General features: G+C 61.0%; 21 protein-coding genes and 1 pseudogene. 11 read left to right on the plus strand and 11 right to left on the minus strand.

What is annotated here, in order from left to right; translation table 11 throughout:
* Positions 1-110: 110 nt before the first annotated feature.
* On the minus strand, positions 111-1,289 hold the full coding sequence (locus V3W39_RS20030) for an MFS transporter (RefSeq protein WP_330213180.1): 1,179 nt from the start codon (positions 1,287-1,289) through the stop codon (positions 111-113).
* Between the two features lie 126 nt (positions 1,290-1,415).
* On the opposite strand from V3W39_RS20030, the gene V3W39_RS20035 reads away from it, so the two are divergent.
* Together V3W39_RS20035 and V3W39_RS20040 are read left to right on the plus strand one after the other, a co-directional pair.
* Positions 1,416-2,315: a LysR family transcriptional regulator gene (locus V3W39_RS20035; protein ID WP_330213181.1), complete on the plus strand. Its 900-nt coding sequence runs from the start codon at positions 1,416-1,418 to the stop codon at positions 2,313-2,315.
* 89 nt (positions 2,316-2,404) lie between these two features.
* Positions 2,405-3,235, plus strand: a complete 831-nt coding sequence (locus V3W39_RS20040) for a DUF2242 domain-containing protein (RefSeq protein WP_330213182.1) — start codon at positions 2,405-2,407, stop codon at positions 3,233-3,235.
* Here V3W39_RS20040 and aceE read toward each other — a convergent pair whose 3' ends face one another.
* Positions 3,236-5,905, minus strand: a complete 2,670-nt coding sequence (gene aceE, locus V3W39_RS20045) for a pyruvate dehydrogenase (acetyl-transferring), homodimeric type (protein WP_330213183.1) — start codon at positions 5,903-5,905, stop codon at positions 3,236-3,238.
* A 145-nt stretch (positions 5,906-6,050) separates the two neighbouring features.
* Here aceE and V3W39_RS20050 point away from each other — a divergent pair, with 145 nt between their 5' ends.
* Positions 6,051-6,521: a MarR family winged helix-turn-helix transcriptional regulator gene (locus tag V3W39_RS20050; RefSeq protein ID WP_177048299.1), complete on the plus strand. Its 471-nt coding sequence runs from the start codon at positions 6,051-6,053 to the stop codon at positions 6,519-6,521.
* 135 nt (positions 6,522-6,656) lie between these two features.
* Here V3W39_RS20050 and V3W39_RS20055 read toward each other — a convergent pair whose 3' ends face one another.
* The 3 genes from V3W39_RS20055 to V3W39_RS20065 form a co-directional block, all read right to left on the minus strand.
* Positions 6,657-7,676, minus strand: coding sequence for a transketolase-like TK C-terminal-containing protein (locus V3W39_RS20055; RefSeq protein ID WP_330213184.1), 1,020 nt, complete (start codon positions 7,674-7,676; stop codon positions 6,657-6,659).
* A 300-nt stretch (positions 7,677-7,976) separates the two neighbouring features.
* A complete protein-coding gene (locus tag V3W39_RS20060) occupies positions 7,977-9,011 on the minus strand; it encodes an AraC family transcriptional regulator (RefSeq protein WP_259198567.1) in 1,035 nt (344 codons plus the stop codon).
* A gap of 4 nt (positions 9,012-9,015) precedes the next feature.
* Positions 9,016-10,146 (minus strand): carbon-nitrogen hydrolase family protein, encoded by a 1,131-nt coding sequence (locus V3W39_RS20065; protein WP_330213185.1) that lies wholly within the window; start codon positions 10,144-10,146, stop codon positions 9,016-9,018.
* Positions 10,147-10,357: 211 nt separating this feature from the next.
* On the opposite strand from V3W39_RS20065, the gene V3W39_RS20070 reads away from it, so the two are divergent.
* Entirely contained in the window at positions 10,358-12,397 is a 2,040-nt protein-coding gene (locus V3W39_RS20070; protein WP_330213186.1) for an NADPH-dependent 2,4-dienoyl-CoA reductase, read from the plus strand.
* 57 nt (positions 12,398-12,454) lie between these two features.
* Positions 12,455-13,354, plus strand: coding sequence for a 1-aminocyclopropane-1-carboxylate deaminase/D-cysteine desulfhydrase (locus V3W39_RS20075; protein WP_330213187.1), 900 nt, complete (start codon positions 12,455-12,457; stop codon positions 13,352-13,354).
* Positions 13,355-13,470: 116 nt separating this feature from the next.
* Here the strand turns inward: V3W39_RS20075 and V3W39_RS20080 are convergent, their stop codons facing one another.
* Positions 13,471-14,031, minus strand: coding sequence for a cytochrome b (locus tag V3W39_RS20080; protein WP_259198573.1), 561 nt, complete (start codon positions 14,029-14,031; stop codon positions 13,471-13,473).
* 699 nt (positions 14,032-14,730) lie between these two features.
* Here V3W39_RS20080 and V3W39_RS20085 point away from each other — a divergent pair.
* Together V3W39_RS20085 and V3W39_RS20090 are read left to right on the plus strand one after the other, a co-directional pair.
* Entirely contained in the window at positions 14,731-15,645 is a 915-nt protein-coding gene (locus V3W39_RS20085; RefSeq protein WP_330213188.1) for a hypothetical protein, read from the plus strand.
* A 58-nt stretch (positions 15,646-15,703) separates the two neighbouring features.
* A complete protein-coding gene (locus V3W39_RS20090; protein WP_330213189.1) occupies positions 15,704-16,681 on the plus strand; it encodes a hypothetical protein in 978 nt (325 codons plus the stop codon).
* A gap of 135 nt (positions 16,682-16,816) precedes the next feature.
* Here the strand turns inward: V3W39_RS20090 and phnX are convergent, their stop codons facing one another.
* Positions 16,817-17,644, minus strand: a complete 828-nt coding sequence (gene phnX, locus V3W39_RS20095) for a phosphonoacetaldehyde hydrolase (protein ID WP_330213190.1) — start codon at positions 17,642-17,644, stop codon at positions 16,817-16,819.
* Between the two features lie 23 nt (positions 17,645-17,667).
* On the opposite strand from phnX, the pseudogene V3W39_RS20100 reads away from it, so the two are divergent.
* Positions 17,668-17,772 (plus strand): annotated as a pseudogene (locus tag V3W39_RS20100) (outer membrane lipoprotein carrier protein LolA); the annotation flags it as partial.
* A 14-nt stretch (positions 17,773-17,786) separates the two neighbouring features.
* Here V3W39_RS20100 and V3W39_RS20105 read toward each other — a convergent pair.
* A complete protein-coding gene (locus tag V3W39_RS20105; protein ID WP_259198580.1) occupies positions 17,787-18,896 on the minus strand; it encodes a 2-aminoethylphosphonate--pyruvate transaminase in 1,110 nt (369 codons plus the stop codon).
* A 112-nt stretch (positions 18,897-19,008) separates the two neighbouring features.
* Here V3W39_RS20105 and V3W39_RS20110 point away from each other — a divergent pair, with 112 nt between their 5' ends.
* Entirely contained in the window at positions 19,009-19,866 is an 858-nt protein-coding gene (locus V3W39_RS20110; RefSeq protein WP_330213191.1) for a LysR substrate-binding domain-containing protein, read from the plus strand.
* Positions 19,867-19,984: 118 nt separating this feature from the next.
* Here the strand turns inward: V3W39_RS20110 and V3W39_RS20115 are convergent, their stop codons facing one another.
* Entirely contained in the window at positions 19,985-20,857 is an 873-nt protein-coding gene (locus tag V3W39_RS20115) for a LysR substrate-binding domain-containing protein (RefSeq protein WP_003212428.1), read from the minus strand.
* Positions 20,858-21,124: 267 nt separating this feature from the next.
* Here V3W39_RS20115 and V3W39_RS20120 point away from each other — a divergent pair, with 267 nt between their 5' ends.
* Positions 21,125-22,438, plus strand: a complete 1,314-nt coding sequence (locus V3W39_RS20120; protein WP_026077889.1) for an MFS transporter — start codon at positions 21,125-21,127, stop codon at positions 22,436-22,438.
* Positions 22,439-22,547: 109 nt separating this feature from the next.
* Positions 22,548-23,255, plus strand: coding sequence for a YebC/PmpR family DNA-binding transcriptional regulator (locus tag V3W39_RS20125; protein ID WP_177048312.1), 708 nt, complete (start codon positions 22,548-22,550; stop codon positions 23,253-23,255).
* Between the two features lie 123 nt (positions 23,256-23,378).
* On the opposite strand, the gene V3W39_RS20130 is transcribed toward V3W39_RS20125, so the two are convergent.
* Both V3W39_RS20130 and zapE read right to left on the minus strand, forming a co-directional pair.
* Positions 23,379-24,692, minus strand: a complete 1,314-nt coding sequence (locus V3W39_RS20130; RefSeq protein WP_330213192.1) for a leucine-rich repeat-containing protein kinase family protein — start codon at positions 24,690-24,692, stop codon at positions 23,379-23,381.
* A gap of 10 nt (positions 24,693-24,702) precedes the next feature.
* Positions 24,703-25,818, minus strand: coding sequence for a cell division protein ZapE (zapE, locus tag V3W39_RS20135; RefSeq protein ID WP_330213193.1), 1,116 nt, complete (start codon positions 25,816-25,818; stop codon positions 24,703-24,705).
* Between the last annotated feature and the right edge of the window lie 43 nt (positions 25,819-25,861).

The raw sequence follows: 25,861 nt of genomic DNA on the forward strand, positions 1-25,861 counted from the left end.
TCTCCATTGGCGGCCCGACCAATGCTTATCCTTTAACCTGCGCTGTGCCGTATGCAGCAGCGCACCCGGTGCGATCATAAGAGTTAAGAAACATCACGTCACGTTTCTGTTTAAACATCGGTTAAACGAAACGTGGCCATCAGCGCCAGCAAGACCAAGGCGACGACGGCCCAGGGAAACGACGTCACGCCCCATACCTGCAGCAACATGCCGCCCAGCAGCCCGCCGCCGGCAATACCCAGGTTCCACACGGTCACCAGCATCGACTGCGCGGCATCGGCTGAATCCCCGGCCGACTTGGCCAGCGCCGTTTGCAGCAAGGCCGGCAGTCCACCAAACGCCAGGCCCCACAACGCAACCGTGGTGTAGATCACGGGCGCCGAGGTGATCCAGAACGCCAGCGCCAGGGCTGACAGGGCGAACATCCCGCAGCTGATCACCAGCAAGGCGCGCAGCCGCTGATCAATCAGCACCCCGACTATCCAGATACCCAGCAGTGCCGCCAGGCCAAACACCAGCAACACCTGATCAATGTCCGCGGCAATCCCGGCAGGTACCAGCAATGGCGCGATATAGGTGTAGAGAATGTTATGGGCCAGTACGTAGGTGAAGGTCACAAACAGCACCGGACGAATCCCCGGCAATGCCAATACCTGACGCAGCCCCAGGCGTTTTCCCGCCTGTTGTCCGGCAAAGTCCGGGACTTGCCAGCGTACCCACGCCAGCAGCAGTACCGTAAGGCCGCTCATGATCGCAAAGCTCAGGCGCCAGCCCACCGTGGTGCCCAGGAATGTCCCGGCGGGCACCCCCAACGACAGCGCCAGCGGCGCGCCAAGCATGGCCACGGCAATCGCCCTTCCTTGCAGATGCGGCGCAACCATACGGCTGGCGTAACCGGCCAGCAGCGCCCACAGCAACCCCGCGAACACCCCGGCGAAAAACCTCGCCACCAGGGTCAGCAGGTAGTCGCTGGATAACGCCGTGACGCTGTTGACCAAGGCAAACCCGCCGATGGCAAGCATCAGCAACGGCCGCCTGCGCCAGCCACGGGTGGCGATGGTCAGGGGAATGGCGGCCAGCAGCGAGCCGAGGGCATACAGGGTCACCAACTGGCCCACCAGGGCGTCGGACACGCCGAGGCCGGCCCCCATTTGCGGGAGCAGGCCCGCCGGCATGGCTTCGGTGAGGATGGTGATGAAGCCGGCGGTCGCCAGTGCCAGCAGGCCGCTCAAGGGCAGACGTTCACGGTTCGCCGCAAGGCTCGGGGAAGGTAAGGCGCTGTCGCTCATGTTTGTTGGCTCCGGTTTCGGACGAAAGGGCAGGGAGCCAGAGTAGGGTGCTGCGCGGTGTAGAAAAACAGGCTAAGGTTCCGAACTTATCGGACGTCAGCGTCCGCAATCCTCGGGAGCGAGACGATGGACAGCCTGGGCAGTATTTCAGTGTTTGTGCAGGTGGCGGAAACCCGCAGCTTTACCGAGGCCGGGCGCCTGCTGGGGGTGTCGTCCTCGGCCATTGGCAAAAGCATCGCGCGCATCGAGGAGCGCCTGGGGGTGCGGCTGTTCCATCGCAGTACCCGCAGCATCACGTTGACCAGCGAGGGCGCGCTGTTCCTCGAACGCTCCCGGCGCATCCTGGCTGAAGTCGAAGCTGCGGAACAGGAACTCACCCAGGCATCCGCCACACCAAGAGGCAAGCTGCGTATCAGCCTGCCCCAAGTGCGCGGCCTGCTGATGCCGGTGCTGACGGATTTCATGCGGGCCTATCCCGAGATCGAACTGGACGTGGACTTCTCCGACCGCATGGTGGACGTGATCGAGGAAGGCTTCGACGCCGTGATCCGTACCGGCAAGCCCGAGGATTCGCGCTTGATGGCTCGCCACCTCGGCTACTACCGTCTGGTACTGGTGGCATCCCCCGAATACCTGCGCCTGCATGGCACGCCACGCCAGCCCCGGGACCTGAACAGCCACGCCTGCCTGCGCCACAAGTTCTGCGCCACCGGCAAGCTGGAAGCCTGGCCACTGCGCCCGGAACCGGGCATGCCCGAGCCGATTCTGCGGGCGCCGCTGGTGTCCACCACCATCGAATCACTGATGCACGTGGCCCATGAAGGCTTGGGGATTGCCTGCCTGCCGGACTTTATGGTCCGCGAGTCGGTGGAGCAGGGCCGGCTGCAACGGGTGCTGGATTATTACCTGGAACACAGCGGCAGCTTCTGGATGCTCTGGCCATCAAGTCGCCACGCCTCGGCGAAATTGCGCGTGTTTATCGACCATATGGGCGAGCGGCTTTTTCCTGCAGACACCGTCCCGTAAGACTGTGACGTTTTACCGACAGGAATTCGCGCGCCAAGGCCACGTTCTGTTGCACAATACCGCCCTGACTGTTTTCCTCAGGATTTTCGATGTCGACATCATTTCACTTGCGTAGCCTCGGGTTGGCGCTGGTGCTGGCGGGCGCTGCGGGCTGCTCGTCACCCAAGACCGCTATTTATGAACATGAAAACTTCGACGACTCCGGTACGTTTTCCCGTGATTATCCGGTCAGCGACACTGCAGCCTGCGAAGCGGCGCGGCGTGCGCTGTTGAGCCAGGGTTACATCATCACCAGCAGCGACCCGAAGCTGGTGGTCGGTAACAAGAGTTTCCAGCAGACCGGCGAGACTCACCTGCAAATCAGTTTCAACGTGGTGTGTGCCGACGATGGCAGCGGTGATCATCACTCGACGATGTTCGCCAACGCCTTGCAGGACCGCTACGCGCTGAAGAAGGTCAACAACTCCGCCAGCCTTGGTGTGGGTGTGTTGGGCTCGGTGTCGATGCCGATTGGCTCCACCGACGATTCCATGGTCAAGGTGGCCAGCGAGACCGTGTCTGCGCCGAAGTTTTATGAGCGCTATTTCGCGCTGGTGGACGTTTTCCTGCCCCAGGAAGTGAAAAAGGCTGCGCATATTCCAGAGAAGCCCAAGGCTGACCTGGGCATCCCGGAACCCAAGGCAGCTCCGGCGACTGACAAGGCCGAGGCGCCTAAAGAAGCGCCGAAAGAAGTGCCCGCCACACCGGCAGCCCCGGTGACGCCTGCGGTCGAGCCTGCGGCATCGGAGCCGGTTGTACCGCCTGCCGAGCCTGCGCCGATTGCGCCAAAGGAAACCCCGGCAGCTGCGCCGGAGGCTACCAACCCGGCACTGCCGGCGCCGACCGAAGCGATTCCGCCCCTGCCGACGCCTGCGCAGTAACTACACCGCTACGGGGTTGGCCTTGTCGACGTTGATCCCGTAGCGGCTGATCGCCTCCGCCACCCTGGCACGGCTGATCAAGCCGTCATCCGCCAGTCCCTTCAGGGCCGCCAGTGCAATAAAGTGGCGGTCCACCTCAAAGAACTCACGCAAGGTTTCCCGGGTATCCGATTGCCCGAAGCCATCGGTGCCGAGCGCCACAAAGCGCCGGCCCGGCACGAACGGGCGAATCTGGTCAGCAAAGATCTTCATGTAGTCGGTGGCGACCACCACCGGGCCAGCCTGGCCCTCAAGGCACTGCTCGACATAGCTGGTGCGCGGTTCGCTCTCCGGGTGCAGCAGGTTCCAGCGCTCCACGGCATGGCCTTCACGGCGCAGCTCGGTCAGGCTGGTGACACTCCACACATCGCTGGCCACGCCGAAGTCGTCCTGCAACAAGTCAGCGGCGGCGATTACCTCCCGCAGGATCGAACCGCTGCCCATCAGTTGTACTCGCGGTTGCGTACTGTCTTCAGCCGCTTTCAACCGGTACAGGCCCTTGAGAATTCCAACCTCCACGCCTTCTGGCATTGCCGGGTGCGGGTAGTTTTCGTTGAGCAGGGTGATGTAGTAATAAATGTCCTCCTGCTCGACGTACATCCGGCGCATGCCCTCGCGAATGATCACCGCCAGCTCGAAGGCAAAGGTCGGATCATAGGAAATACAGCACGGGATCACCGACGACAGCACATGGCTATGGCCATCGTCATGTTGCAAGCCTTCGCCCATCAGCGTGGTGCGCCCGGCGGTGGCACCCAGCAGAAAGCCCCGTGCCCGCGCATCGCCTGCGGCCCAGGCCAGGTCGCCGACGCGCTGAAAGCCGAACATCGAATAGAAGATGTAGAACGGCACCGTCATCAACCCGTGGTTGGCGTAGGAGGTGCTCGCCGCGATCCACGAGGAAATGGCGCCGGATTCATTCAGGCCTTCCTGCATGATCTGCCCGTCCTTGCTCTCCTTGTAGTAGGAAAGCTGGCCGGCATCCTGTGGTGTGTAGAGCTGGCCGACAGCCGAGTGGATGCCGATCTGACGGAACAGGCTTTCCATGCCGAAAGTGCGGGACTCGTCCGGCACGATGGGCACGATCAGTTTGCCCAGGTTCGGGTCCTTGAGCAGCGTGCCGAGGATGCGCACAAAGGCCATGGTGGTGGAGATCGAGCGTTCGCCGGTGTCCTTGAGCTGGGTGGCGAAGGCCTCCAGTTCGGGGATCTTCAACGACTCGACCGCGCTATGACGAGCCGGTACGTAACCGCCCAATGATTGACGGCGGGCGGCGAAATAGCGGGCTTCTTCGCTGTCGGCTGCAGGCTTGAGGTAAGGAATTTCGGCGAGTTGATCGTCAGCCACTTCCAGCCCGAAACGGTCACGGAAGGCTTTGACCGCCTCTGCGCCCATCTTTTTCAACTGGTGGTTGATGTTCTGGCCTTCGCCGGCCTCGCCCATGCCGAAGCCCTTCACGGTTTTCGCCAGGATCACCGTCGGCTGGCCGCTGTGACGCACGGCGGCAGCATAGGCGTTGTAGACCTTGTCCGGGTCATGGCCGCCCCGTGAGAGTTTCCAGATATCGTCGTCGGACATATCGGCAACGAGTGCCAGCAACTCGGGGTATTTGCCGAAGAAGTGTTCCCGCACGTAGGCGCCGTTTTGCGATTTGTAGTTCTGATAGTCGCCGTCCACGCATTCCATCATGCGCTGGCGCAGCAAGCCGCTCTTGTCCTTCTCCAGCAGCGCATCCCAGCCGCTGCCCCAAATCACCTTGATCACGTTCCAGCCGGCAGCGCGGTACAGGCTTTCGAATTCCTGGATCACCTTGGCATTGCCGCGTACCGGGCCGTCCAGGCGTTGCAGGTTGCAGTTGACCACGAAGATCAGGTTGTCGAGTTTCTCGCGCCCGGCCAGGGAAATGGCCGCCAGGGATTCCGGCTGGTCCATCTCGCCATCACCGAGGAACGCCCACACCTTGCGACCCTGGTGTTGCTTGAGGTTGCGGAATTCCAGGTAGCGCATGAAGCGCGCCTGATACGCGGCGGTGATCGGTCCGAGCCCCATGGACACCGTAGGAAATTGCCAGAAGTCCGGCATCAGCCGTGGGTGCGGATAGGACGATAAACCGTCGCCACCGGCTTCCCGGCGGAAGTTGTCCAGCTGCGCCTCGCTGATCCGGCCTTCGAGGTAGGCGCGCCCGTAAATGCCCGGCGCGGAGTGGCCCTGGATGTACACCAGGTCGCCATCGAAACTGTCGGTGCGGCCACGGAAGAAGTGGTCGAAGCCTACGTCATACAGCACGGCGGCCGACGCGTAGGTCGCGATATGCCCACCTACGCCTGAGTGCTTGCCGGCACGCAATACCATGGCCATGGCGTTCCAGCGGATAAACGCATTCAGCCTGCGCTCGGTGGCCAGGTTGCCGGGGTAGGGCAACTGACGGTCCACCGGGAGGGTGTTGACGTAAGGCGTGGTCACCCGCCCGTAGAAGTCGCCATGCCGCGCCACGTCGAAATCCAGCAACTGATCAATCAGGTAATGCGCACGCGGGCGGCCTTCGGTGGACAGCACCGATTCGATGGACTCCAGCCATTCGCGGGTTTCCTGTGGATCGTCGTCGCGGCGTACTGCAGTGTTCGGGGTCATGTCAGGCTCCAGGGTGGACGGATTTCAACGTGTGGGCTCCTTGTGGGAGCTTTGCGAATGTAGTTGCAATTGCAACTACATGGCTGAATCTAGCGCGGGATGAGCTACTATTGCAACCTTCTTGAAATTCCCCGGATGGTGTTGCATGTCGTCGAAAGAGCCTGATGTCTGGTTCCGTTTTGTTCGGGCCCACAGGACGGTCATCCGTGAAATCGAACGGCGCCTGGCCGAGGCCGGGTTGCCGCCATACGCCTGGTACGACGCCTTGTGGGGCCTGGAAAGCGGCCCCGACGGCACCCGGCGCATGCATGAGTTGGCCGATGTACTGGCCATCGAGCGCTACAACCTGACGCGCCTGGTAGACCGCCTGGAAAAGGACGGCCTGGTGCTGCGTTCGCGCTGCGACGGTGACGGGCGGGCCGCCTTTGTCTCGATCACCGAAGCCGGCCGGGTGTTGCGCAAAAAGATGTGGAAAATCTACGAAAGCAGCGTGGATGAGTTGTTTTTGTCGCAGCTCGACAGCGAACAGCGCCGGGGTTTTGCCGAGGCGTTGGAGCGTACTGCCGGGCTGGCGATGGAGGCGGGCGTGCAGCCCCGAGGGCGGCGTAAGGCCTGAAGCCAGTTTTCCAGGCGACGCAGATCCAGTGTGGGAGCTGGCTTGCCTGCGATGACGGACTGTCTGCCAGCGTATCTGCCCCTGACACACCGCTATCGCAGGCAAGCCAGCTCCCACATTTGAACGTATTGCACTTCATCTCAGGTGATATCGAAGCAGGGCGGCCTCCACCTGCCTTACGTCGATACGGCCGTCATCCGCCAGCGCCTTCAACGCCAGCACGGCTATCCAGTACCGACTGGGTGCTGACGCCTCCACCGAACCCGCACCCAACGCTACAAACCTTGCATCCACATGCCCCGCCAACTGATCAACGATGGGCTGCGGGTAGCCGGTGACAGCGATCACCGGTGCGTCATTCCCGGCCAGGCACTCGCGCAGATGGCAGCTTCGCTTCGCTTCCAGGGGGTGCAGCCGATTCCAGCGTTGCGCCGCCTCGGCCTCACGGGCCAGGCGTGTGTAGCTGGGGCAACTCCACAATTGCGCCTCGACGTTCCAGTCGTCTTCAAGCAACTGCGCCGCGTGCACCACCTCTTCAAACGCCCGACCTGCACCCAGCAGGCTTACGTTCAACCCACTCGTATACGCCTGCGGGACCCGGTACATGCCCTTGAGCGCATCCTCGCAATCCTGCGGGCTCAGTCCCGGCCCATCACCCTGATCATGCAGTGCCAGGTAATAAAACCCCGGCTGGCCGTCGACATACAGCGCCTGCAAACCCGCCAGCACAATGGCCTGGGTTTCCTCGCCGGAGGCCGGGTCATACGGTGTGCAATACGGGTTGCTGGCCAGCCACAGGGGCAGCGACGGCGAGGGGCGGGTTTTGCTGTCGTTGCACAGGATGCCCCGCTGGCGGGTCTCGCTGGACAGCGCCCGCAGCTGCGCCGATGAAGCGGCGGTGTGCAGGTACAACAGGGGCTTTTCCCCGGTATTGCGCGCAAACCAGGTGGGCCAGTTCATTGCGCGGCGCGAGCGCGACTGGCCGCGAATCACCCACGCCTGTCGGCTGGACTCCAGGGTGTTGGCCATGGTCATCACGCTGTACAGCGGCGAGCAGCGAGGCTGCTGCGCGGCGTTCAAGGCGTCGATACAGAGCAGGGCGGAGCGTTCGGTGCTGGCAGTCATGGGCAGGGTCGCATGGCAACGGGTGCCCATACCCTAATGGAGTTCTGTATGTGATTGCAATTGCAATGATTGCAGTTGCATCTAAAATTCATCCAGCTAAATCCAGCCAAGACTGCTACGTTTAGTCTTGAAGTGCAGGAACGTCACGGCCCGGACATTTTTTCGTCATGACGGCACTTTAGGCTGGTTGTGCAGGTCACTAAGCAACCCCTTTTCATAAAACAAGGAGTCAACCATGGACGATTACCAGGAAGAACTGCTCGAGTACCACGCCTTTGAACTGGATCCGCTGGACCCGGCCGATGATGCCACCGAGCTGTAAGACAGACGTCAGGCGGAATGCCGCTGACTGCGGCGAAATTCCCCTGGGGTCTGGCTGTTCCAGCGCTTGAAGGCCCGTTGAAAGGCTTCCGCTGAAGCAAAACCCAGCAAATAGGCAATTTCACCGAACGCCAGTTCGGTATCGCGAATGTAGGTCATGGCCAGGTCGCGGCGAGTGTCATTGAGAATCGCCCGAAACTGTGTCCCTTCTTCCGCCAGCTTGCGCCGCAAGGTCCAGGTCGGCAGTTTCAAACGTGCCGCCACTTCTTCCAGGTCGGGTTCCCGGCCACCATTGAGCATCGGCCCGAGCAACCGGGTAATGCGCTCGCGCAGGCTGCGGGTGCGCGTCAACTGCTCCAGTTCCCGTTCACACAACTGCACCAAGAGCTGCCAGGTACTCGGGCAATGTTCCGGGTTGCGCAGGGCCAGGGTCTGCTGGCTCAGGCGCAGTTGATTGTGCTCGGCGCCAAACTGGATCGGGCAGTCCCCCAGCACGCTGTAGCGCTCGCTGTAGTCGGGGGCCTGGAACTCGATTTCGATGCGCTGCGCCTGCACCGCTTGCACGCTCAGGCTCGACAATTGATGCAGCCAGCCGGCGATGATCGAGTCCACCACAAAGCGGTTATAGGCGTTGTACGGGCTGATGGAATAGAAGCGCAGCCAGGCGCCGTCGGCATCTTCGTGAAAACTCGACTGGCCACGATAGTTGGAACCGTACAAGGCTTCGAAACGCGTCAGGGTGCGGGCCGCTTCGCGCACGGTGGGCGCCTGGGCGGCGGCAACCCCGGCCAGGCCCGCCTGGCTCAAGCGGCTGAGCTGGCCCATGCGCAGGCCCAGGCCGGGGTCGCCGGTCAATTGGATGGCCGCAAAGCCCAGGCGCATATAGCGCGGGATCGACAGGCGTGCGCCAGCCTCGGCCAGGCGCGCCGGGTCGAGGCCGTATTGCAGCAGCAACGGTTGCGGGTCCAGGCCATGGCTCTGGATGGCATCGGCCAGGGTGTGGACAAAGCCCACCGACAAATCCCCCAGCCGCACCGGCTTCATCGTGTTACAGCCACACGTTCAGCAGGCGGGCGCCACGGGCATTGCCGTCGGCGAACACCTGGCCGTTGCTGCTGAGGAAGCTTTGCCCGGCGCTGCCCATGTCAAAGAACTGCCCGCGCAGGAACACGCTCATGCCGGCAGTCGCCTGGCTGATGGGTTGCTGGCTGATCAGGGTCAGGCGGTGCCAGGCTTCGCCTTCGCTGAGCTCTTCGGGCTTGAGGCTGATCTCCGGCGGCGTCGACACGCTTTTGAAGCCGCGCCATGGCTTGTCCCAGGTTTCGCGGCCAATCACGAACGCCGGCACGGCCACCAGCGTCGCACCTTGCTCGTTGAGCTTGCGGTAGTTGTCGGGGTACCAGCTGTCGCTGCCGATCAGGATACCCAGGCGCCCGGCTGGAGTATCGACGACGCTGACGGTGTTTTCGTCGCCGGGTTCGATGAAGCCGCGCTCGTCGAAAATCGGATACAGCTGGCGTTGCGGCTGGCCCACCACCAAACCATCGCGGTCGAATACCACGCTGGTGTTGTACAGCGCGCCATGGCCGATCTGCAGTTGGCCCTGGCTCACGCTCGGGTTGGGCAGGGCGATGGAGCCGGCCACCAGAGTCACGCCGAACTCCTTGGCCAGGCCGCCGAACAGCACCTGATAGTCACGGGCCATGGCCGGGGCCTTCATGCGCAGGTAAGCGTCGTCGATGCGGTCATCGCCCTTGGCGCTGATCAATGCCCGCAGGAACAGCAGCGGGTTGCTCGCCGACAACCAGTTCATCGCCTCCTTGAGATTGGTGGCCTGGTACAGCTCGTTCTTTTCGCCACTGACCATCAGCCAGGTGCCGATATGTTCCGGCAGCACCACGATGGTCTTGTCATTGACCAGGCCCTGGTCCCGGGCTTTTTGCAGGTAGGCCGCGAGTTTCAGGTGCAGGCGTTCCAGGCTCTGATAGTCGGCGGGGAACAGTTCCGGCTGGATGCCCAGCAGGTTGCCGCGGTCGGCGGGCACGCCTTCGTCGACGGCGAGGTTGATCCGCAGGTCGGACAGGTAATGGCCCACAGGACGCTCCTGGGTCCAGACCAGATAGGCGGAAGCGGCGGCGACCAGGGCCATGATGACGGTGAAGGCAAGAAGTTTACGCATGGGAAAAAGACAACGGACCGGGTGCAGGGTTCGGTACCTAGGGTAGGGCCCATGTACGCAGTTGCCAAGGGGCGCTGCGCATTTGGATCAATAAGTTGTCAGTTACGGTCATTGAGCGGCAACCGGCAGCCTCTTAGTCTGTGGGACATAAACCGATGGAAGGCCATTCGAGCTTTCCACGTCCCGTGATGATCCGTTGTGGAGCTGTACCATGACCGCTGCTGCCTACCCGCACCTGCTGGCCCCGTTGGACCTGGGTTTTACCACCCTGCGTAACCGCACCCTGATGGGCTCGATGCACACCGGCCTTGAAGAGAAACCCGGCGGCTTCGAGCGCATGGCGGCGTATTTTGCCGAGCGAGCACGTGGCGGCGTGGGCCTGATGGTGACCGGCGGCATTGGCCCGAACGATGAAGGCGGCGTGTATGGCGGTGCAGCCAAGCTGACCACCGACGAAGAAGCGCAAAAGCACAAGATCGTGACCCAGGCGGTGCACGAGGCGGGCGGCAAGATCTGCATGCAGATCCTCCACGCCGGGCGTTATGCCTACAGCCCGAAACAGGTGGCACCGAGCGCTATCCAGGCGCCGATCAACCCGTTCAAGCCTAAAGAGCTGGACGAAGAGGGCATCGAAAAGCAGATTAATGATTTCGTCACCTGCTCGCTGCTGGCCCAGGTCGCCGAGTACGACGGCGTGGAAATCATGGGGTCCGAAGGCTACTTCATTAACCAGTTCCTCGCGGCCCACACCAACCACCGCACCGACCGTTGGGGCGGCAGCTACGAAAACCGCATGCGCCTGCCGGTGGAAATCGTGCGCCGGGTGCGCGACGCGGTAGGCCCGAACTTCATCATCATTTTCCGCCTGTCGATGCTCGACCTGGTGGAAGGCGGCAGCACCTGGGAAGAGATCGTGCAGTTGGCCAAGGCCATCGAGCAGGCCGGTGCGACCCTCATCAACACCGGTATCGGCTGGCACGAAGCGCGCATCCCGACCATCGCCACCAAGGTGCCGCGTGGTGCGTTCAGCAAGGTCACCGCGAAGTTGCGTGGCGCGGTGCAGATCCCGCTGATCACCACCAACCGCATCAACACCCCGGAAATCGCCGAGCAGATCCTGGCCGAAGGCGATGCCGACATGGTCTCGATGGCTCGCCCGTTCCTGGCCGACCCGGACTTCGTCAACAAGGCCGCCGAAGGCCGCGCCGATGAAATCAACACCTGCATCGGCTGCAACCAGGCGTGCCTGGACCACACCTTCGGCGGCAAGTTGACCACTTGCCTGGTCAACCCGCGTGCGTGCTACGAGACCGAGCTCAACTACTTGCCGGTCAAGCAGATCAAGAAAATCGCCGTGGTGGGTGCCGGCCCTGCGGGTCTGGCGGCGGCCACCGTTGCCGCCGAGCGCGGGCACCAGGTGACCCTGTTCGATTCGGCCAGCGAGATCGGCGGCCAGTTCAACATCGCCAAGCGCGTGCCGGGCAAGGAAGAGTTTTTCGAAACCCTGCGCTACTTCAAACGCAAGTTGCAGACCACCCATGTCGAGCTGTGCCTGAACACCCGGGTCGACGTCGAGCAACTGGTGGCGGGCGGTTACGACGAGATCATCCTGGCTACGGGCATCGCGCCGCGTACGCCGGCGATCCCGGGCGTGGAAAACGCCAAGGTGCTGAGCTACCTGGACGTGATCCTGGAGCGCAAGCCGGTGGGCCATCGCGTGGCGGTGATCGGTGCCGGCGGTATCGGGTTTGACGTGTCGGAATTCCTCGTGCACCAGGGCGTGTCCACCAGCCTGGACCGCGAGGCGTTCTGGAAAGAGTGGGGCATCGACACCCACCTGGAAGCCCGTGGCGGTGTGGCCGGGATCAAGCCCGAGCGCCATGCGCCGGCACGTGAAGTGTTCCTGTTGCAGCGCAAGGCTTCCAAGGTTGGCGACGGCCTGGGCAAGACCACCGGCTGGATCCACCGCACGGGCTTGAAGAACAAGCAGGTGCAAATGCTCAACAGCGTCGAGTACCTGAAGATCGACGATGAAGGCCTGCACATCCGCATCGGCGCCGAGGGTGAGCCGAAGCTGCTGGCGGTGGACAACATCGTTATCTGCGCCGGCCAGGACCCGCTGCGTGAACTGCAGGACGGCCTGGTGGCTGCCGGGCAGAACGTGCACCTGATCGGCGGTGCCGATGTGGCGGCCGAACTGGATGCCAAGCGCGCCATCAACCAGGGTTCGCGCCTGGCTGCCGAGCTGTAAAATCCCCCAAGGGGCGGTGGTAGACTACCGCCCCTTTTCTTGTGCAGAACTGCCCTCATGGGTCCTTTCGACTGGCTTCCTCACGCGCCCCTTGAACCCCTGAAGCTGGACTGGATGGGGTCGGTGGAGGTGGCTGTGTTGCGCCTGGACCGTATCGACCCGCTGATCAGCGGCAACAAGTGGTTCAAGCTTACCGAGCACCTGGTTCAAGGCCGGGAAGCCGGTGCCCGCGGGATCATCAGCCTGGGCGGCGCTTACTCCAATCACCTGCATGCACTGGCGGCGGCCGGGAAACGCTTCGGCTTTCCTACCGTTGGCCTGCTGCGTGGCCACCCGCAAGACACCCCCACAGTGCTCGACCTCAAAGCCTTTGGCATGCAGTTGCATTGGCTGGGGTATGGCGGCTATCGCGCACGTAACGAGCCGGACTTCTGGCTGCCGTGGCGTGAGGAGTATCCACACCTGCATCCGGTGCCCGAAGGTGGCGGTGGCCTGGCGGGGGCGTTGGGCTGCGGGGTGTTGGTGAGTCAGGCACAGGCGCAATTAAGCAGCCTGGGCTGGGCGGACTATCACGGTTGGTGGCTGGCGGCGGGCACCGGCACCACGCTGGCGGGATTGGTGCTGGCGGAGGCGGGCGCGCATCCGGTGTATGGCGCGCTGGCGGTGCCTGACGACCACGGGGTGGCGCAGCAGGTACAGGCGCTGGTGCAGGATGGTTATGAATTGCTGGACGCCAGCCGGGGCGGCTTTGCCAAGGTTGATCCGCAGTTGCTGGAATTTATCGACGCCACCGAGCAAGCCTGTGGCCTGCCGCTGGAGCCGCTGTACACCGGCAAGGCGTTACTGGCGTTGAAGCAGCGGATTGAGGCGGGGCACTTCGCTCCCGGCACCCGCCTGATCTTCGTCCACACCGGCGGCTTGCAAGGCCGCCGGGGTTTCCCTGTTGCACCCGGTTAATGTAGGAGCTGGCTTGCCTGCGATGCAGACACCGCGGTGTATCAGTGGCACCGAGGTGATGCTATCGCAGGCAAGCCAGCTCCCACACAAGCCAGCTGCCACATTCAATCCGGGGGTTACTGAATGCTCCCTCTCTTGCCCGGCATCATCCGCAGCGCGGTGTTATCGCGCAGGATGTAATGGTGAACGATCGCGGCCAACGCATGCAGCCCGATCAGCCAGTAACCGATCTTGCCGAACAGCACGTGCCAGCTTTCAATCTCCTTGGCCAGGGCTTTGTTTTCGGCAATCAGCGGCGGCAACTCGATGCCGTAGAACATCACCGAATGCCCCTCGGCGCTGACGATCAGCCAGCCGGCGATGGGCATGCCGATCATCAAGGCGTACAGCGCCAAGTGCATCAGGGTGGCGAGGAGGGTTTGCCATTGCGGCGGCGCCGGCACGATCTTCGGTGCCACACCCAGGCTGCGGGCGAACAACCGTAGCCACACCAGCACAAACACGGTCAGGCCGAACATGAAGTGCATTTCCACGATCAACGTACGGCCGCCGCTGCCTTTGGGAAACTGCCCGCGCAACTCAATGCAGGCGTAGACCACCGCCAGCAGCACCACCATCAGCCAGTGCAACGCAATCGACATGGTGCTGTAACGCGTATCGGAATTTTTCCAGGGCATCGCTTTCTTCCTCACTCATCAGGGCAAACCTCCGTTCTTTCGCGACGGAGTCCTTTCAATGTAAGCCTGTTTTAGCTTGTTTGCTCGGGGTCGGTCAGTTTTTTGTGAATAGGCTTTGTCATGTTGGGCAATGCCGGCGTCGGAAAAGAGCCTTGAGAAATGGGCAGGTACTCATACGAACCTGTAGGATTTTTTCTATTAAACGTGAATTAAATAAACCACCTATTGGAGGAGTTAATACCTTGCCTTATTACTGTGTGGTCGTACGGGGTTTCCAGATGTTGAAAGTTGGCGAGTTTTAGTGTGATAAGTTTTTTTTGAAAGGAAATATAGTAAATGAAAGTGTCTGTATGTTCTCTTGATTTGTGCTGGGGCGGCAGATGCTGAGCATTCAGACGTTTTTTTTACGGAAATGAGGGGGCGGCGTGTACTTCTGGCAAACTGTCCATGGTTAGTTGTTGACTAAGTATTTTAATTGAAATCTCTCTGGGTGTGACGATGCTTCCCGTTTAGGCGTAGGACGGCGACATATTCTGTTGAGTAGATGAATTGGATGATAGAGCGAGTTCGTGGGATCGTGGGTGTGTCCTACTTTGGACGGTGTAAGAGCGGCAGTTGTTGCCTGCTGTGAGGTGAGTTTCATCTGGCGTTGTCGCAAGGTGATGCATAACTTAATATTGCTTATTTTCTGGAGTTTAAATGATTAATTCTTTGTCGGTGCATGCCGCTGAAAACTACAAAGTCGAATCAGCGTTGCAGGGTTGGTCTGCTTCAGCAGCAAAAAGTGCTGATCCTGTCGGGTCGCGCTTGATTAATGCCCCATTGACTGGGGAACTTGGGAGTATTAAGGCTCAGGAGCAAATCGCCTCTTTGTTGCCCCTGTTAAGTGCACTGATTGCGTCCCTTAATCAGACGTTTAACAGTAAGCCGAAGGCGGTAGATGTGCCCGTCAATAATCGCTTGCTGAAGGATAAGTTGATGGCGGAAACAATTGACAAGACAGCGCCAGTGACGCCTAAGTTTGAAAATTATCCAGGGTTTTCCAATAAAAAGGTAGGGGAGGTGCCAGACAATATTTGGAACGGTGTTATGTTTGGTTTGTTGAGCAATGAATCCACGCTTGCGGTAATCAAGGCTGCAATGATGAAGTATGGCCAAAGCCCGCTGGGGATATATAAAAGCGTGGAAATTACCAGTAAGGGTTATGACATTGTAATGAGAGACGGATTTAAGCTCAGCCTCACATTTCAGGAGGTTGGGCATGCGCGACTGGCATCGAAGTACTCTTATTCTGATATGGGAATGGGCAGGGACGTGGCCTTCCTGTACGCGGTGAGCACCAAGCGAGCGCAAATTGAAAATAAGTACGGTGATACTGAAAAAGGCCATGATCAAGCAATCCAGTTTATGAATGCCCGGCTGGACCCGATGCTCGGTTTCAAACTTTTGGGGTTGGAAGGGGACTTGCGTCCTACTACTTATGAAAAGCTCATGAAGGGCGGTGTGGGTATCGTTGTAGATGGTAATACAAATTTTGCGCTCGAGGGAAAGAGGGATGGGTGTACAAGGCCGGCTAATTTTCTTAACTATGGGGAGTATTTTGAATTGGTTTGATCGATTCTACGTCGCTTTACAAAAAAATAGAAATATTATAATTAATGCGAGGTAAAAAATGAGCGGTATTTCAACGTCCTGCCCTGCCAGTCAGACAGTTAATAGTGAATGTTTAAGTCTTTCACGTCCTCATGGATTTTCTGTTCCTGGCAAGCCGTCGGTGAACCCTATAAGTTCTAATGTGGAGGTGTTGCGTGGACCATTGGTCAATCAGCCATCTGCGGCAACGCCGGGTATAGCAGAAACTTTGGTTAGCCTCGTCACTCTGTTGATGTCCCTTATTGAACATTTGCAGAATTCACTCCCGGGCGACGAGAAGAGGACTGATCAGAAAACCTCGGTGAACTCAAATAATAACAGTGTGGGTATACATCCGGTGAGCAAAGAGGTACCGGTGGTTAATGTGAAGAGCGAGCGAATCTCGGGTATTTCCGACAAGCCGCTGGGGGAGAAACCCACTGACGTTTGGCATGGGGTGACTGAAGGGATCAAGCGTACCAGTCATTACCTTTCAGGCGTTAAGGCGGCAATGGAAAAGTATGGCCAGAGCCCACTTGGCATATATAAAAGCATAGCTGAATCTGCTGATGCTTACGTGATTGAAATGAGAGATGGTTATAAAGTTACTTTGACTAAAGAGGAGCTTGAACACGCTCGATTGACCTTGGACTTCCGAGGGACGGACCCGGGGATGATTCAGGACACGGTGTTTATGTTTGCGGTGAGCGCCAAACGAGTTCAGGACATAGAAAGCTCCGAGTACACGCGCAAAAGTTTTGAAGGGGCGTTGGATAGCATGGGAGACTCGATAGTTACACATGGGTTGGAACGTTTAGGCTTGGGTGGACAGATGCGTGAAGTGACGTGGCAAGAGCTTGAAGCCAAAGGTGGTATTGGAGTGGTAGATATAGGGCAAGATGGGGGGCTGATGAAGGGAGGCTATGTGGATATGTTCGGACCCAGCAAATTAAAGGATTTGAGCATTTACGGCTATGGCGGTCTGTCATTCACTCACCGTGCATTCGAATTGATTTAGTTGTACTGCTTACAACTCGCTGGAGACTTCTTTTATTGAGAGTCCGATGGCAAGAATGAATGATTCATTTCTCACCTTGCAGGGGCAAGGTGAGATTTTTTGCTTTGCAAGCGCTTTTCACCTGCTGGCTGGGTATCAACTGCTCTGGGGCATATCACCTTCGCTCAAGCGTTTGTTGATATCGGCGATGATTCCAGGCAGGTCGGTGATGGTGTCGATCATGTAGTGCGGGCGCGAGCCTTCGAACATCGCCTGGATGCGCGTGCGTTCGCTGGCCAGCGTACCGGCGTCCAGGGCGCGAAACTGTTCGTAGGTCAGGCCCAGGGCGTTGCCGGAACAGGTCAGCGCCACGGTCCACATCCCGGCGCGACGGCCTTCGAGGATGCCCGGCACGGTGTCGTCGATCTTCACACAGGCCGCTACATCATCAATCCCGAGGGCGATCACGTTGGCCAAAGCCTGGGCCGGCCATGGTCGGCCGTTGGGCACTTCGTCGGTAGCCACCACGTGGTCGGCGATGTAGCCGTTGGTGGCGGCCAGTTCGACCACCTTGTCCATCACCTGCTTGGGGTAGCCGGAGCACGAGCCGATCTTGATCCCTTGCTGGCGCAGGTTGGCGATGGTCTCCAGGGCGCCAGGGATCAGTGCCGAGTGCTCGGCGATTTTCTCGATCTGCAGCGGCATGAAACGCTGATAGATGGCGGTGACGTCATCGTCGGTGGGCGTGCGGCCAAAGGCCTTGCGGTAACGCTCGGCCACCTGCGGCTGGTCGCACAGGGTGCGGATGTGGTCCCACTTGCCCATGCCCATCGGGCCTCGGGCTTCTTCGATGGAGACCTGCACATCGAACTCGGCGAAGGCTTCGACAAAAATCTGCGTTGGTGCGAACGAGCCGAAATCGACCACGGTGCCGGCCCAGTCGAGGATCGCGGCTTGAAGCTGGGTTGGGTTTGCGTAGTTCATGGTTCAGATCCTGTTTAAAGGGGATTCATGTAGGAGCGAGCTTGCTCGCGAAGGTCGTTAACGATGACGCTGGCATGCTGGATGAACGCGGCGCCCTCAGGTTTTTCGCGAGCAAGCTCGCTCCTACAGGGGGGATTCAGTCTCAGATGTCGAGCACGTTCATTTCTTGCAGCACCTCGGCGACTGCCGCCACAGCTGCTTGCATTTCGGCCTGGTTCACATGGCCGATGCAGCCCACGCGGAAGGTCTCCACCTGGGTCAATTTGCCGGGATAAAGGATGAAACCCTTGGCCTTGACCCGCTCGTAGAATTCCTTGAACTGGTAGCGCGGGTCTTTCGGCGCGTGGAAGGTGACGATGATCGGTGCCTGGATCGCGGTGGGCAGGAAGCTGCGCAGGCCCAGTTCGGCCATGCCGTCCAGCAATGCCTGGCAGTTGTCGGCGTAGCGCCGGTGACGGGCGGGCAGGCCGCCTTCTTCGTTGTATTGCAGCAGGGCTTCGTGCAGTGCGGCCACCACGTGGGTTGGCGGGGTGAAGCGCCATTGGCCGGTCTTGGCCATGTAGGTGTGCTGGTCGAACAGGTCCATCGCGAGGGAATGGCTGTTGCCCTGGGCGGCGGCCAATGCCTGCTTTTGAGCGAACACAAAACCCATGCCCGGTACGCCTTCCAGGCACTTGCCGGAGGCGGCGATCAGTGCGTCGAACGGCACTTCACGGGCGTCGATCGGCAGCGCGCCGAAGGAACTCATGGCGTCGATGATCAGGCGCTTGCCGTGACGGGCGATGACCTGGGCGATCTCGGGCAGCGGGTTCAGGATCCCGGTGCTGGTTTCGCAATGGATCAGCGCGACGTGGGTGATGCCCTTGTCGGCCTGCAACAGGCGGTCGACGTCGGCGGCGGTGGTGGGTTCGTCTTCGGCGGTTTCAAAGGTGCTGAACGGGCGGCCGAGCACTTCGCAAATCTTCGCCAGGCGCTTGCCGTAGGCGCCGTTGATCAGCACCAGCACCTTGCCGTCACGCGGGACGAGGGTGCCGATGGCCGCTTCCACGGCGAAGGTGCCGCTGCCTTGCAAGGGCACGCAATGGTGGCTGTCGGTGCCGTTGACGATCACCAGCAGTTGCTCGCACAGGCTGGCGGTCAGTTGATTGAAGCGGTCATCCCATGAACCCCAGTCGACCATCATGGCCTGGCGGGTGCGGGCCGAGGTGGTCAAGGGCCCGGGGGTCAGCAGGATCGGCGCGGCAGTGCTCATTCTTGTGTCCTCGCAAAACAATGGGATGAAGTTACGGCGCCTAAATTGCAGTTTGGCTTGTCATCAATCAAATTGTTTGTTGTTATGCGAGCTATCAGTGAGGCCGATAGCTATGAACCTGTTTCAACTGCGTGCGTTTGATGCCGTGGCCCGGGAGAGCAGTTTTACCCGGGCGGCCGAGCGGCTGTTCATCAGCCAGCCGGCGGTGACCGGGCATATCAAGGCGCTGGAGGAGCACTACCAGATTGCGCTGCTGCGGCGTACCGCGCGGCGGGTGGAGTTGACCGAGGAGGGCACCAAGCTTGCGGCCATCACCCGGGCGATCTTCGGCCTGGTGGAAGAGGCGCAGACCTTGCTGGAGGCCAACCGGCAACTGCTCACCGGGCGCCTGGAGGTGGCGGCGGACGGGCCGCACATGGTCATGCCGATGCTGGCCAGCCTGCGGGAGCGCTACCCCGGGATTACCGTGAATTTGCGCTTGGGCAACGCCCAGGAAACCCTCGCGGCGCTGTTGTCGGAACGGGCCGATGTGGCGGTGTTGACGGAGGTGGAACCGCGCAAGGGCCTGCACCTGCAGCCGTTGATCGAGTCACGGATTTGCGCGCTGGTGCCTGCCGGGCATCCTTGGCTGGCAGAGCCTGCGGGGATTCGGCTGGAGCAGCTGGATCAGGTGATCATGGTGCTGCGTGAGCCGAGCTCGATCACCCGCCGCACGTTTGACGATGCTTGCGCCATGGCCGGCGTGCAGCCCAAGGTGTTGCTGGAGCTGGACAGCCGCGAGGCGGTGACGGAAGCGGTGGCGGCTGAATTGGGTGTGGGCGTGGTGTCGTCGATGGAGGTCAGCCGGGACCCACGGGTGCATGCGATTCCGATCCAGGGCGACGGGCTGGTGAACCGGCATGTGATCGGGTGCATGGAAAGGCGTCGGGAGTTGCGGTTGATTCAGGCGTTTTTCGAGTTGGCGCCCTGAGTGGGTGTTGGCTGAAGATCGAGTAGGCACCATCGCGGGCAAGCCCGCTCCCACAGTTGAATGATGTTCACAAATCAACATGCGGGAGCCGGGCTTGCCCGCGATGAGGCCCCTGAGTTCACCGCAAACTTTCCCGCACAATCTCCAGAAAAGTCGCCACCACCCGCCGTGAACTCTGCTCCTTCAGGCACACCAACGTTTCCTTCATCCGCTGGGTACAGTCGCGGATCGGCATCGCATACACCCGCGAATCCGCACCAAATTCCGCGGCAGACACCACGCCTACGCCAATCCCCACTACCACGGCCTCCCGCGCCGCTTCCCGGCCTTCCACCTGGATCGCCGGGCGAATCCGCAACCCGGCCTGGTGCATTTCCTGCTCCAGGGTCTGGCGGGTCACCGAGCCGATTTCCCGCAACACCAGCGGCGTGTCGTCCAGGTCTGCCAGGCAGATCGACTCGCGCCCCGCCCACGGGTGGTTGCGGGCGACGAACGCGAGCAATTGGTCATCCGGCAACGGCAGTGACAGCAGCCGCTCGTCGTCCACATCGCGGCCCAGCAGCGCCAGGTCGGCCTGGTAGTTGTACAGGCGAAACAGTGATTCATCGGTGTTGCCGGTTTCGATCTTCACGCTGATGCCCGGGTATAACTGGCAGAAGCGCGCAATCTGCGGCAGCACGTGCACAGGCGCATCCACCGCCAGGGTCAGGGTGCCGGTCTGCAAGGCCCGGGAATCCTGCAGCAGCTCCTCGGCTTCGGCTGCGACCGCAAACAGGCGCTGGGTGATACTCAGCAGCCGCTCCCCGAGGTCGGTCAACCGCACCGAGCGTTTGTTGCGGTGAAACAGCAGCACGCCGAAGCGTTCTTCGAGTTTGCGCACCTGGTCGGAAATGGCCGGCTGGCTGAGGAACAGGCGTTCGGCGGCGTGGGTAAAACTGCCGTGTACGGCCACCGCATGGAAGGCTTTGAGTTGGGCGTGGGACACCGACATCGCGAATCCTCTTACAAGCTCAGCTTATATTTGAAATACGATAAATCGATTTTACCTATTAGTCAGCCATTGCTTTGATAGCCCTCAGTCGCCGTAGGTTGAGTCCTACAACTTCGGCGGCCATGGGTCTTTTGCGTGCTTACCAGCGGGACTCATCTGACCAGTACCGCGCCCTCCGAGGCGCCGGTACTGCAGTGCTCAACAATAAAAATACAGGCGTTTGCTTTCCATTCTGCCGGCACACTCACACCTGAGGTCAGAACCACCATGAATACTCCCTTGAGTAACATCAAGCGTTGGCGCGTGCAGATTTTCGCCATCACCTGGCTGGCGTACGCGGCCTTCTATTTCACCCGCAAAGCTTTTTCGGTGGCCAAACTGGGGATCGTCGACGACCCGAGTTTCCCGCTGGACAAGATGATGATGGCCAACCTGGATGGCATTTACCTGGCGGCCTACGCCGTGGGCCAGTTCACCTGGGGCATGCTTGCCGACCGGTTCGGGCCGCGTGTGGTGGTGCTCGGCGGGTTGCTGATTTCAGCGGCCGCCGCCCTGGTAATGGGCACGTTTGCGACCTTGCCGATCTTTGTCACCTGCATGTTGATCCAGGGCCTGGCCCAGTCCACCGGCTGGTCGGGGCTGTGCAAGAACCTTGGCAGTTTCTTCCCGGCGCAGCAGCGTGGGCGGGTGCTGGGCTTGTGGAGTTCGTGCTACGCCTTTGGCGGCCTGGTGGCGTCGCCGTTTGCCGGATGGTGGGCGTATACGCTGATCGGCACCTGGCACGCGGCGTTTATTTCCAGTGCCGCCGTGGTCGCGGTGGTGGCAGTGCTGTTTTTCATCTTCCAGCGCAACACGCCACAAGATGTGGGGTTGCCGGCGGTGGAGCCCGAGCCGGAGCAGACCGTCGCCGAAAAGAACGCCAGTGTGCTGGAGCCGTTGCGGGCCATCTTGCGCAACCGCACGGTGTTGACCCTGGGGCTGGCGTACTTTCTGTTGAAACCGGCGCGCTACGCCATCCTGTTGTGGGGGCCGGTGATTGTGTATGAGCAGATGCCGTCGGTGGGCAAGGTCGGCGCGGCGATTGTGCCCACGGCGTTCGAGTTGGCGGGGTTGCTGGGGCCGATCATGATCGGCATGGCCTCCGACAAACTCTTCGGCGCCCGGCGCATGCCGGCCTGTGTCCTCAGCCTGCTGGCGCTGACCGTGGCCCTTGCGTTGTTCATGGGCGCCTTGCACACCGGCAGCGTGGTGCTGGTGATGGCGCTGCTGTTTGTGATGGGCCTGACCCTGTACGGGCCGGATTCGATGATCAGCAGCACTGCGGCCATCGACTTCGGCACCGCCAAGGCCGGCGCGACGGCGGCGGGGTTCGTCAATGGCTGCGGCTCGGTAGGCGCGGTGCTCGGCGGCTTGTTGCCGGGCTACTTCGACACGGTCACGGTGTTTATCGTGTTTGCCGGCGCCGCGCTGTTTTCCTCGCTGGTGTTGATGCCCTACTGGAACGCCAGGCCGGCGGTGCTGGCGCAGGTGGGCGACTTCGTGCCGGACCGCGAGCGCGCAATCAATCCCTTGCGTACCTGAGGGGCATGGCCGGTTTTTTGGTGGATTAGAGTGTTTCAGCGCTATAAACTCTGCCCCCAAAGCGCCGGCCAGTAGACGTCTCGGCGCGATGGACATAAGAGAGTGAGTCATGGGCGCACAGTGGAAAGTCAAACATAAAGAAGCGGCATCCAATGCCAAGGGCAAGATCTTTGGCAAGCTGGTGAAAGAGATCACCATTGCCGCCCGCAACGGTGCCGACACCTCCACCAACGCACATTTGCGCCTGGTGGTGGAACAGGCCAAAAAGGCTTCGATGCCCAAGGAAACCCTGGAACGCGCGATCAAGAAGGGCGCCGGTCTGCTCGGTGAGACCGTGCAATACCACCGCGTGACCTACGAAGGGTTTGCCCCGCACCAGGTGCCGCTGATTGTTGAGTGCGTGACCGACAACATCAACCGCACCGTGGCGGAAATCCGCGTGGCGTTCCGCAAGGGCCAGCTCGGCGCTTCCGGCTCCGTGGCCTGGGACTTCAACCATGTGGGTCTGATCGAAGCCTCGCCGGACAGCCCGGACGCCGATCCGGAAATGGCCGCGATTGAAGCCGGTGCACAGGATTTCGAGGAAGGCGAAGAAGAAGGCACGACCCTGTTCATCACCGAGACCACCGACCTGGACGCCGTGCAGAAAGCCTTGCCGGAGCAGGGTTTCACCGTGTTGTCGGCCAAGCTGGGCTACATCTCGAAGAACCCGGTGAGCGGTTTGAGCGATGAGCAGATGGCTGAAGTCGAAGCCTTCCTGGAAGGCCTGGACAACCATGATGATGTGCAGGACATGTTTGTCGGGTTGGCGGGCTAACGCCTCGACTTGTGTGGGAGCCGGGCTTGCCCGCGATGGCATCACCGCGGTTGTTCAGAGAAACCGAGGTGACCGCATCGCAGGCAAGCCAGCTCCCACATGAGCCGAGTTTCAAAGCAAGGTTTACCGTGCAGCTAAAATAGCCTCTATCTTGGCAAATCCAGGCCGGGCAAGCACATCCGGCTGGCAGCAGTTATCCCGCAAGGCCTCCAGCGCCGAGCGTTTCTCCTCGCTTAACCCCGTATCAATCCGTTCCAGCAACTCCCCCAGCAACACCCCGAACGCCCGCACTTCTATGCGCTGCAACGCCCTGGTTTCCAGGCTGTCGGCAGTGGCATGAAACGACGCGGCGCCAAAGTCCCCAAGCAGACACTCACCGGCTTCATTCCATAGAATGTTATGGCCGTACAAATCGCCATGGGTGATGCCTTGCTCGTGCAGGTGCGCCGCCACCGAGGCGATGCCCCGGGCCATGCGCTGCGCCACTTCGGCGCTGAAGCGGGTCGCGGGTTCGTAGACGTCGCGGGTGCACGACGCCAGGCTCGGCAGTGCCGCGAGGTTGCGGTAGCTCGGGTCGATCAGTTGCATCACCAGCGCCGCCTGGCCTTCGGGATGCTCGACGATTCGGCCTTCCACCTTGATCAAATTGGCATGCAACCCGGCAGCGATGCAGGCGTGCATTTCGTGCAGCGGCGAGCCGTCACTGGTGATGCTGCCTTTATACAGTTTGACCGCCACCGCTTTGGCGGGCCCGGTGGGCGGTGTCCAGGACGCCTTGCGGATGATCCCGGAAGCGCCTTCCCCCAGCACTTCGCCCAGCACCAGCTCGGACCAGGGAATGTTCGGTGTCGCGTCAACGCGAGCCTCTTCCACGGCCATCTCCACCGGGTTGCCGGCGTAGGCCAGCCAGGTCAGGCTCGGCAGTGTCAGCAGCCAGTCGGGCAGGCGGGTCAGGCGGTTGGAGGCGATGCGGATCAGTTCGAGGTTTTTGCACTGGGCCAGGCTTTGCGGCAGGTGTTCCAGGTGGTTACCGGCCAGCATCAGTTTTTGCAGCAACGGCCGTTCGCCCAGCTCGTTTGGCAACTGGGTGATACGGTTGTCGGTGAGGATCAGCCAGCGCAGCAAGGGCGGCAGGGCGGCCGCCGGAACGTGGCTGATCCGGTTCGACTTGAAGCCGATCATGCTCAACTGCGCGCACTGGCCCAGGCATTCCGGCAGTTCGGTGAAGGCGTTTTCCGAACAGAACAGCACGCGCAAATGGGGCAGGCGGTGCAGGTCATCCGGCAGGCTGCTGAGGGCGTTGCCGGTGAGGTTGAGGATTTCCAGGGAGTCGGCCAGGTCGAAGATTTCCCGGGGGAACTCGGTCAGCCCGCAGCGCAGGTCCAGGCGTTTGATACCGGCCAATTGGCCGGCCTTGAGTTGGGCAAGGGTATCCATGAACAGCGCGTCACTCGGCAATAGGGGCGTGAATGGCGCTCATGATAGCGGGTTGTGGCCCGATCTTCTGCAACTGCCCCAGGCGGCTGGCGGTGCGCGCCAGATCGATGGCCTGGCCGCTGAGGGATTGCTCCAGCGGCTGCTCGGCGATCAGCACCAGATGTTTGTCCTGGTCGTAGAGCACGTCCACCAGGTTGATGAACCGTTGCTGCGCGGCAATCGGGCAGTCCGCCAGGTACGGCAGGCCGTCGATGATCCAGCGGTCGTAATCGCGGCACAGCTGCAAGTAGTCCATGACGGCGGTCGGTTGGTCGCACAGGTCGCTGAAGGTGAAGGCGATGCTGCGGCCCTGCTGCCAGCGGGCGACCAGTTGCCGGGCACCGACAGTCAGGCTGATCGGCGCGTGATCGGCTGAGGGCAGTTCCAGGGCTTCACGTTGTGCGGGAGTACCCGGCCACACGAACTGGCCCGCCGTGAAGCGTTGGTCGCCATGGGCCTGGGCGAGGCCTCGATAGTCCTGCGGGGCGCTGACTTCCATGACGTCCATGCGTGCACTGATCAGCTCGATCACCGGTTTGAAGCGCTGGTGATACAAGGGATTGGGCAGCAACCCGGCGGGCGGGTAATTGGACGTCACGAGCACCCAGACCCCGCGCCGGAACAGGGCCTTGAACAGGCGACTGATCAGCATCGCATCGCCGATGTCATGCACGTGAAACTCGTCGAAGCACAGCACGCGGCAGCCCTCGAGCAGCTCATCCAGGGTTGTGGCCAGGGCATCGCGCTGCTGGCGATGGGCAAACATGCCGCGGTGCAGGCGGGCGAAAAAGTCGTGGAAGTGCACGCGCTGCTTCTCGGCAATCGGCAGCGCCTGGAAAAAACCGTCCAGCAGCCAGCTTTTGCCCCGGCCCACGGCGCCGTGCAGGTACAGGCTGCGGGCAGGGCGACTGGCCAGCAGGTGGGCGGTTTGCCGGGCCATGGTCTCGATGACCTGCACCTGGCTGGGGCTGAGGGTGTAGCCCTGTTGGCGGGCCTTGTCCTGGAAAAATGCCGCGATGCCGGGGTCGGCGTCGCTCGCCGCAGGTTTACCCAGCAACCGTTTGAGCAGGGGCGGTAAAGCAGCCAATGTTTGTCACTCTGTGTTTCGGTGGTCGCTCACTTTAGAGCGC

This window comes from Pseudomonas sp. Z18(2022) (assembly GCF_036346535.1).
GTDB lineage: Bacteria > Pseudomonadota > Gammaproteobacteria > Pseudomonadales > Pseudomonadaceae > Aquipseudomonas > Aquipseudomonas yamanorum_A.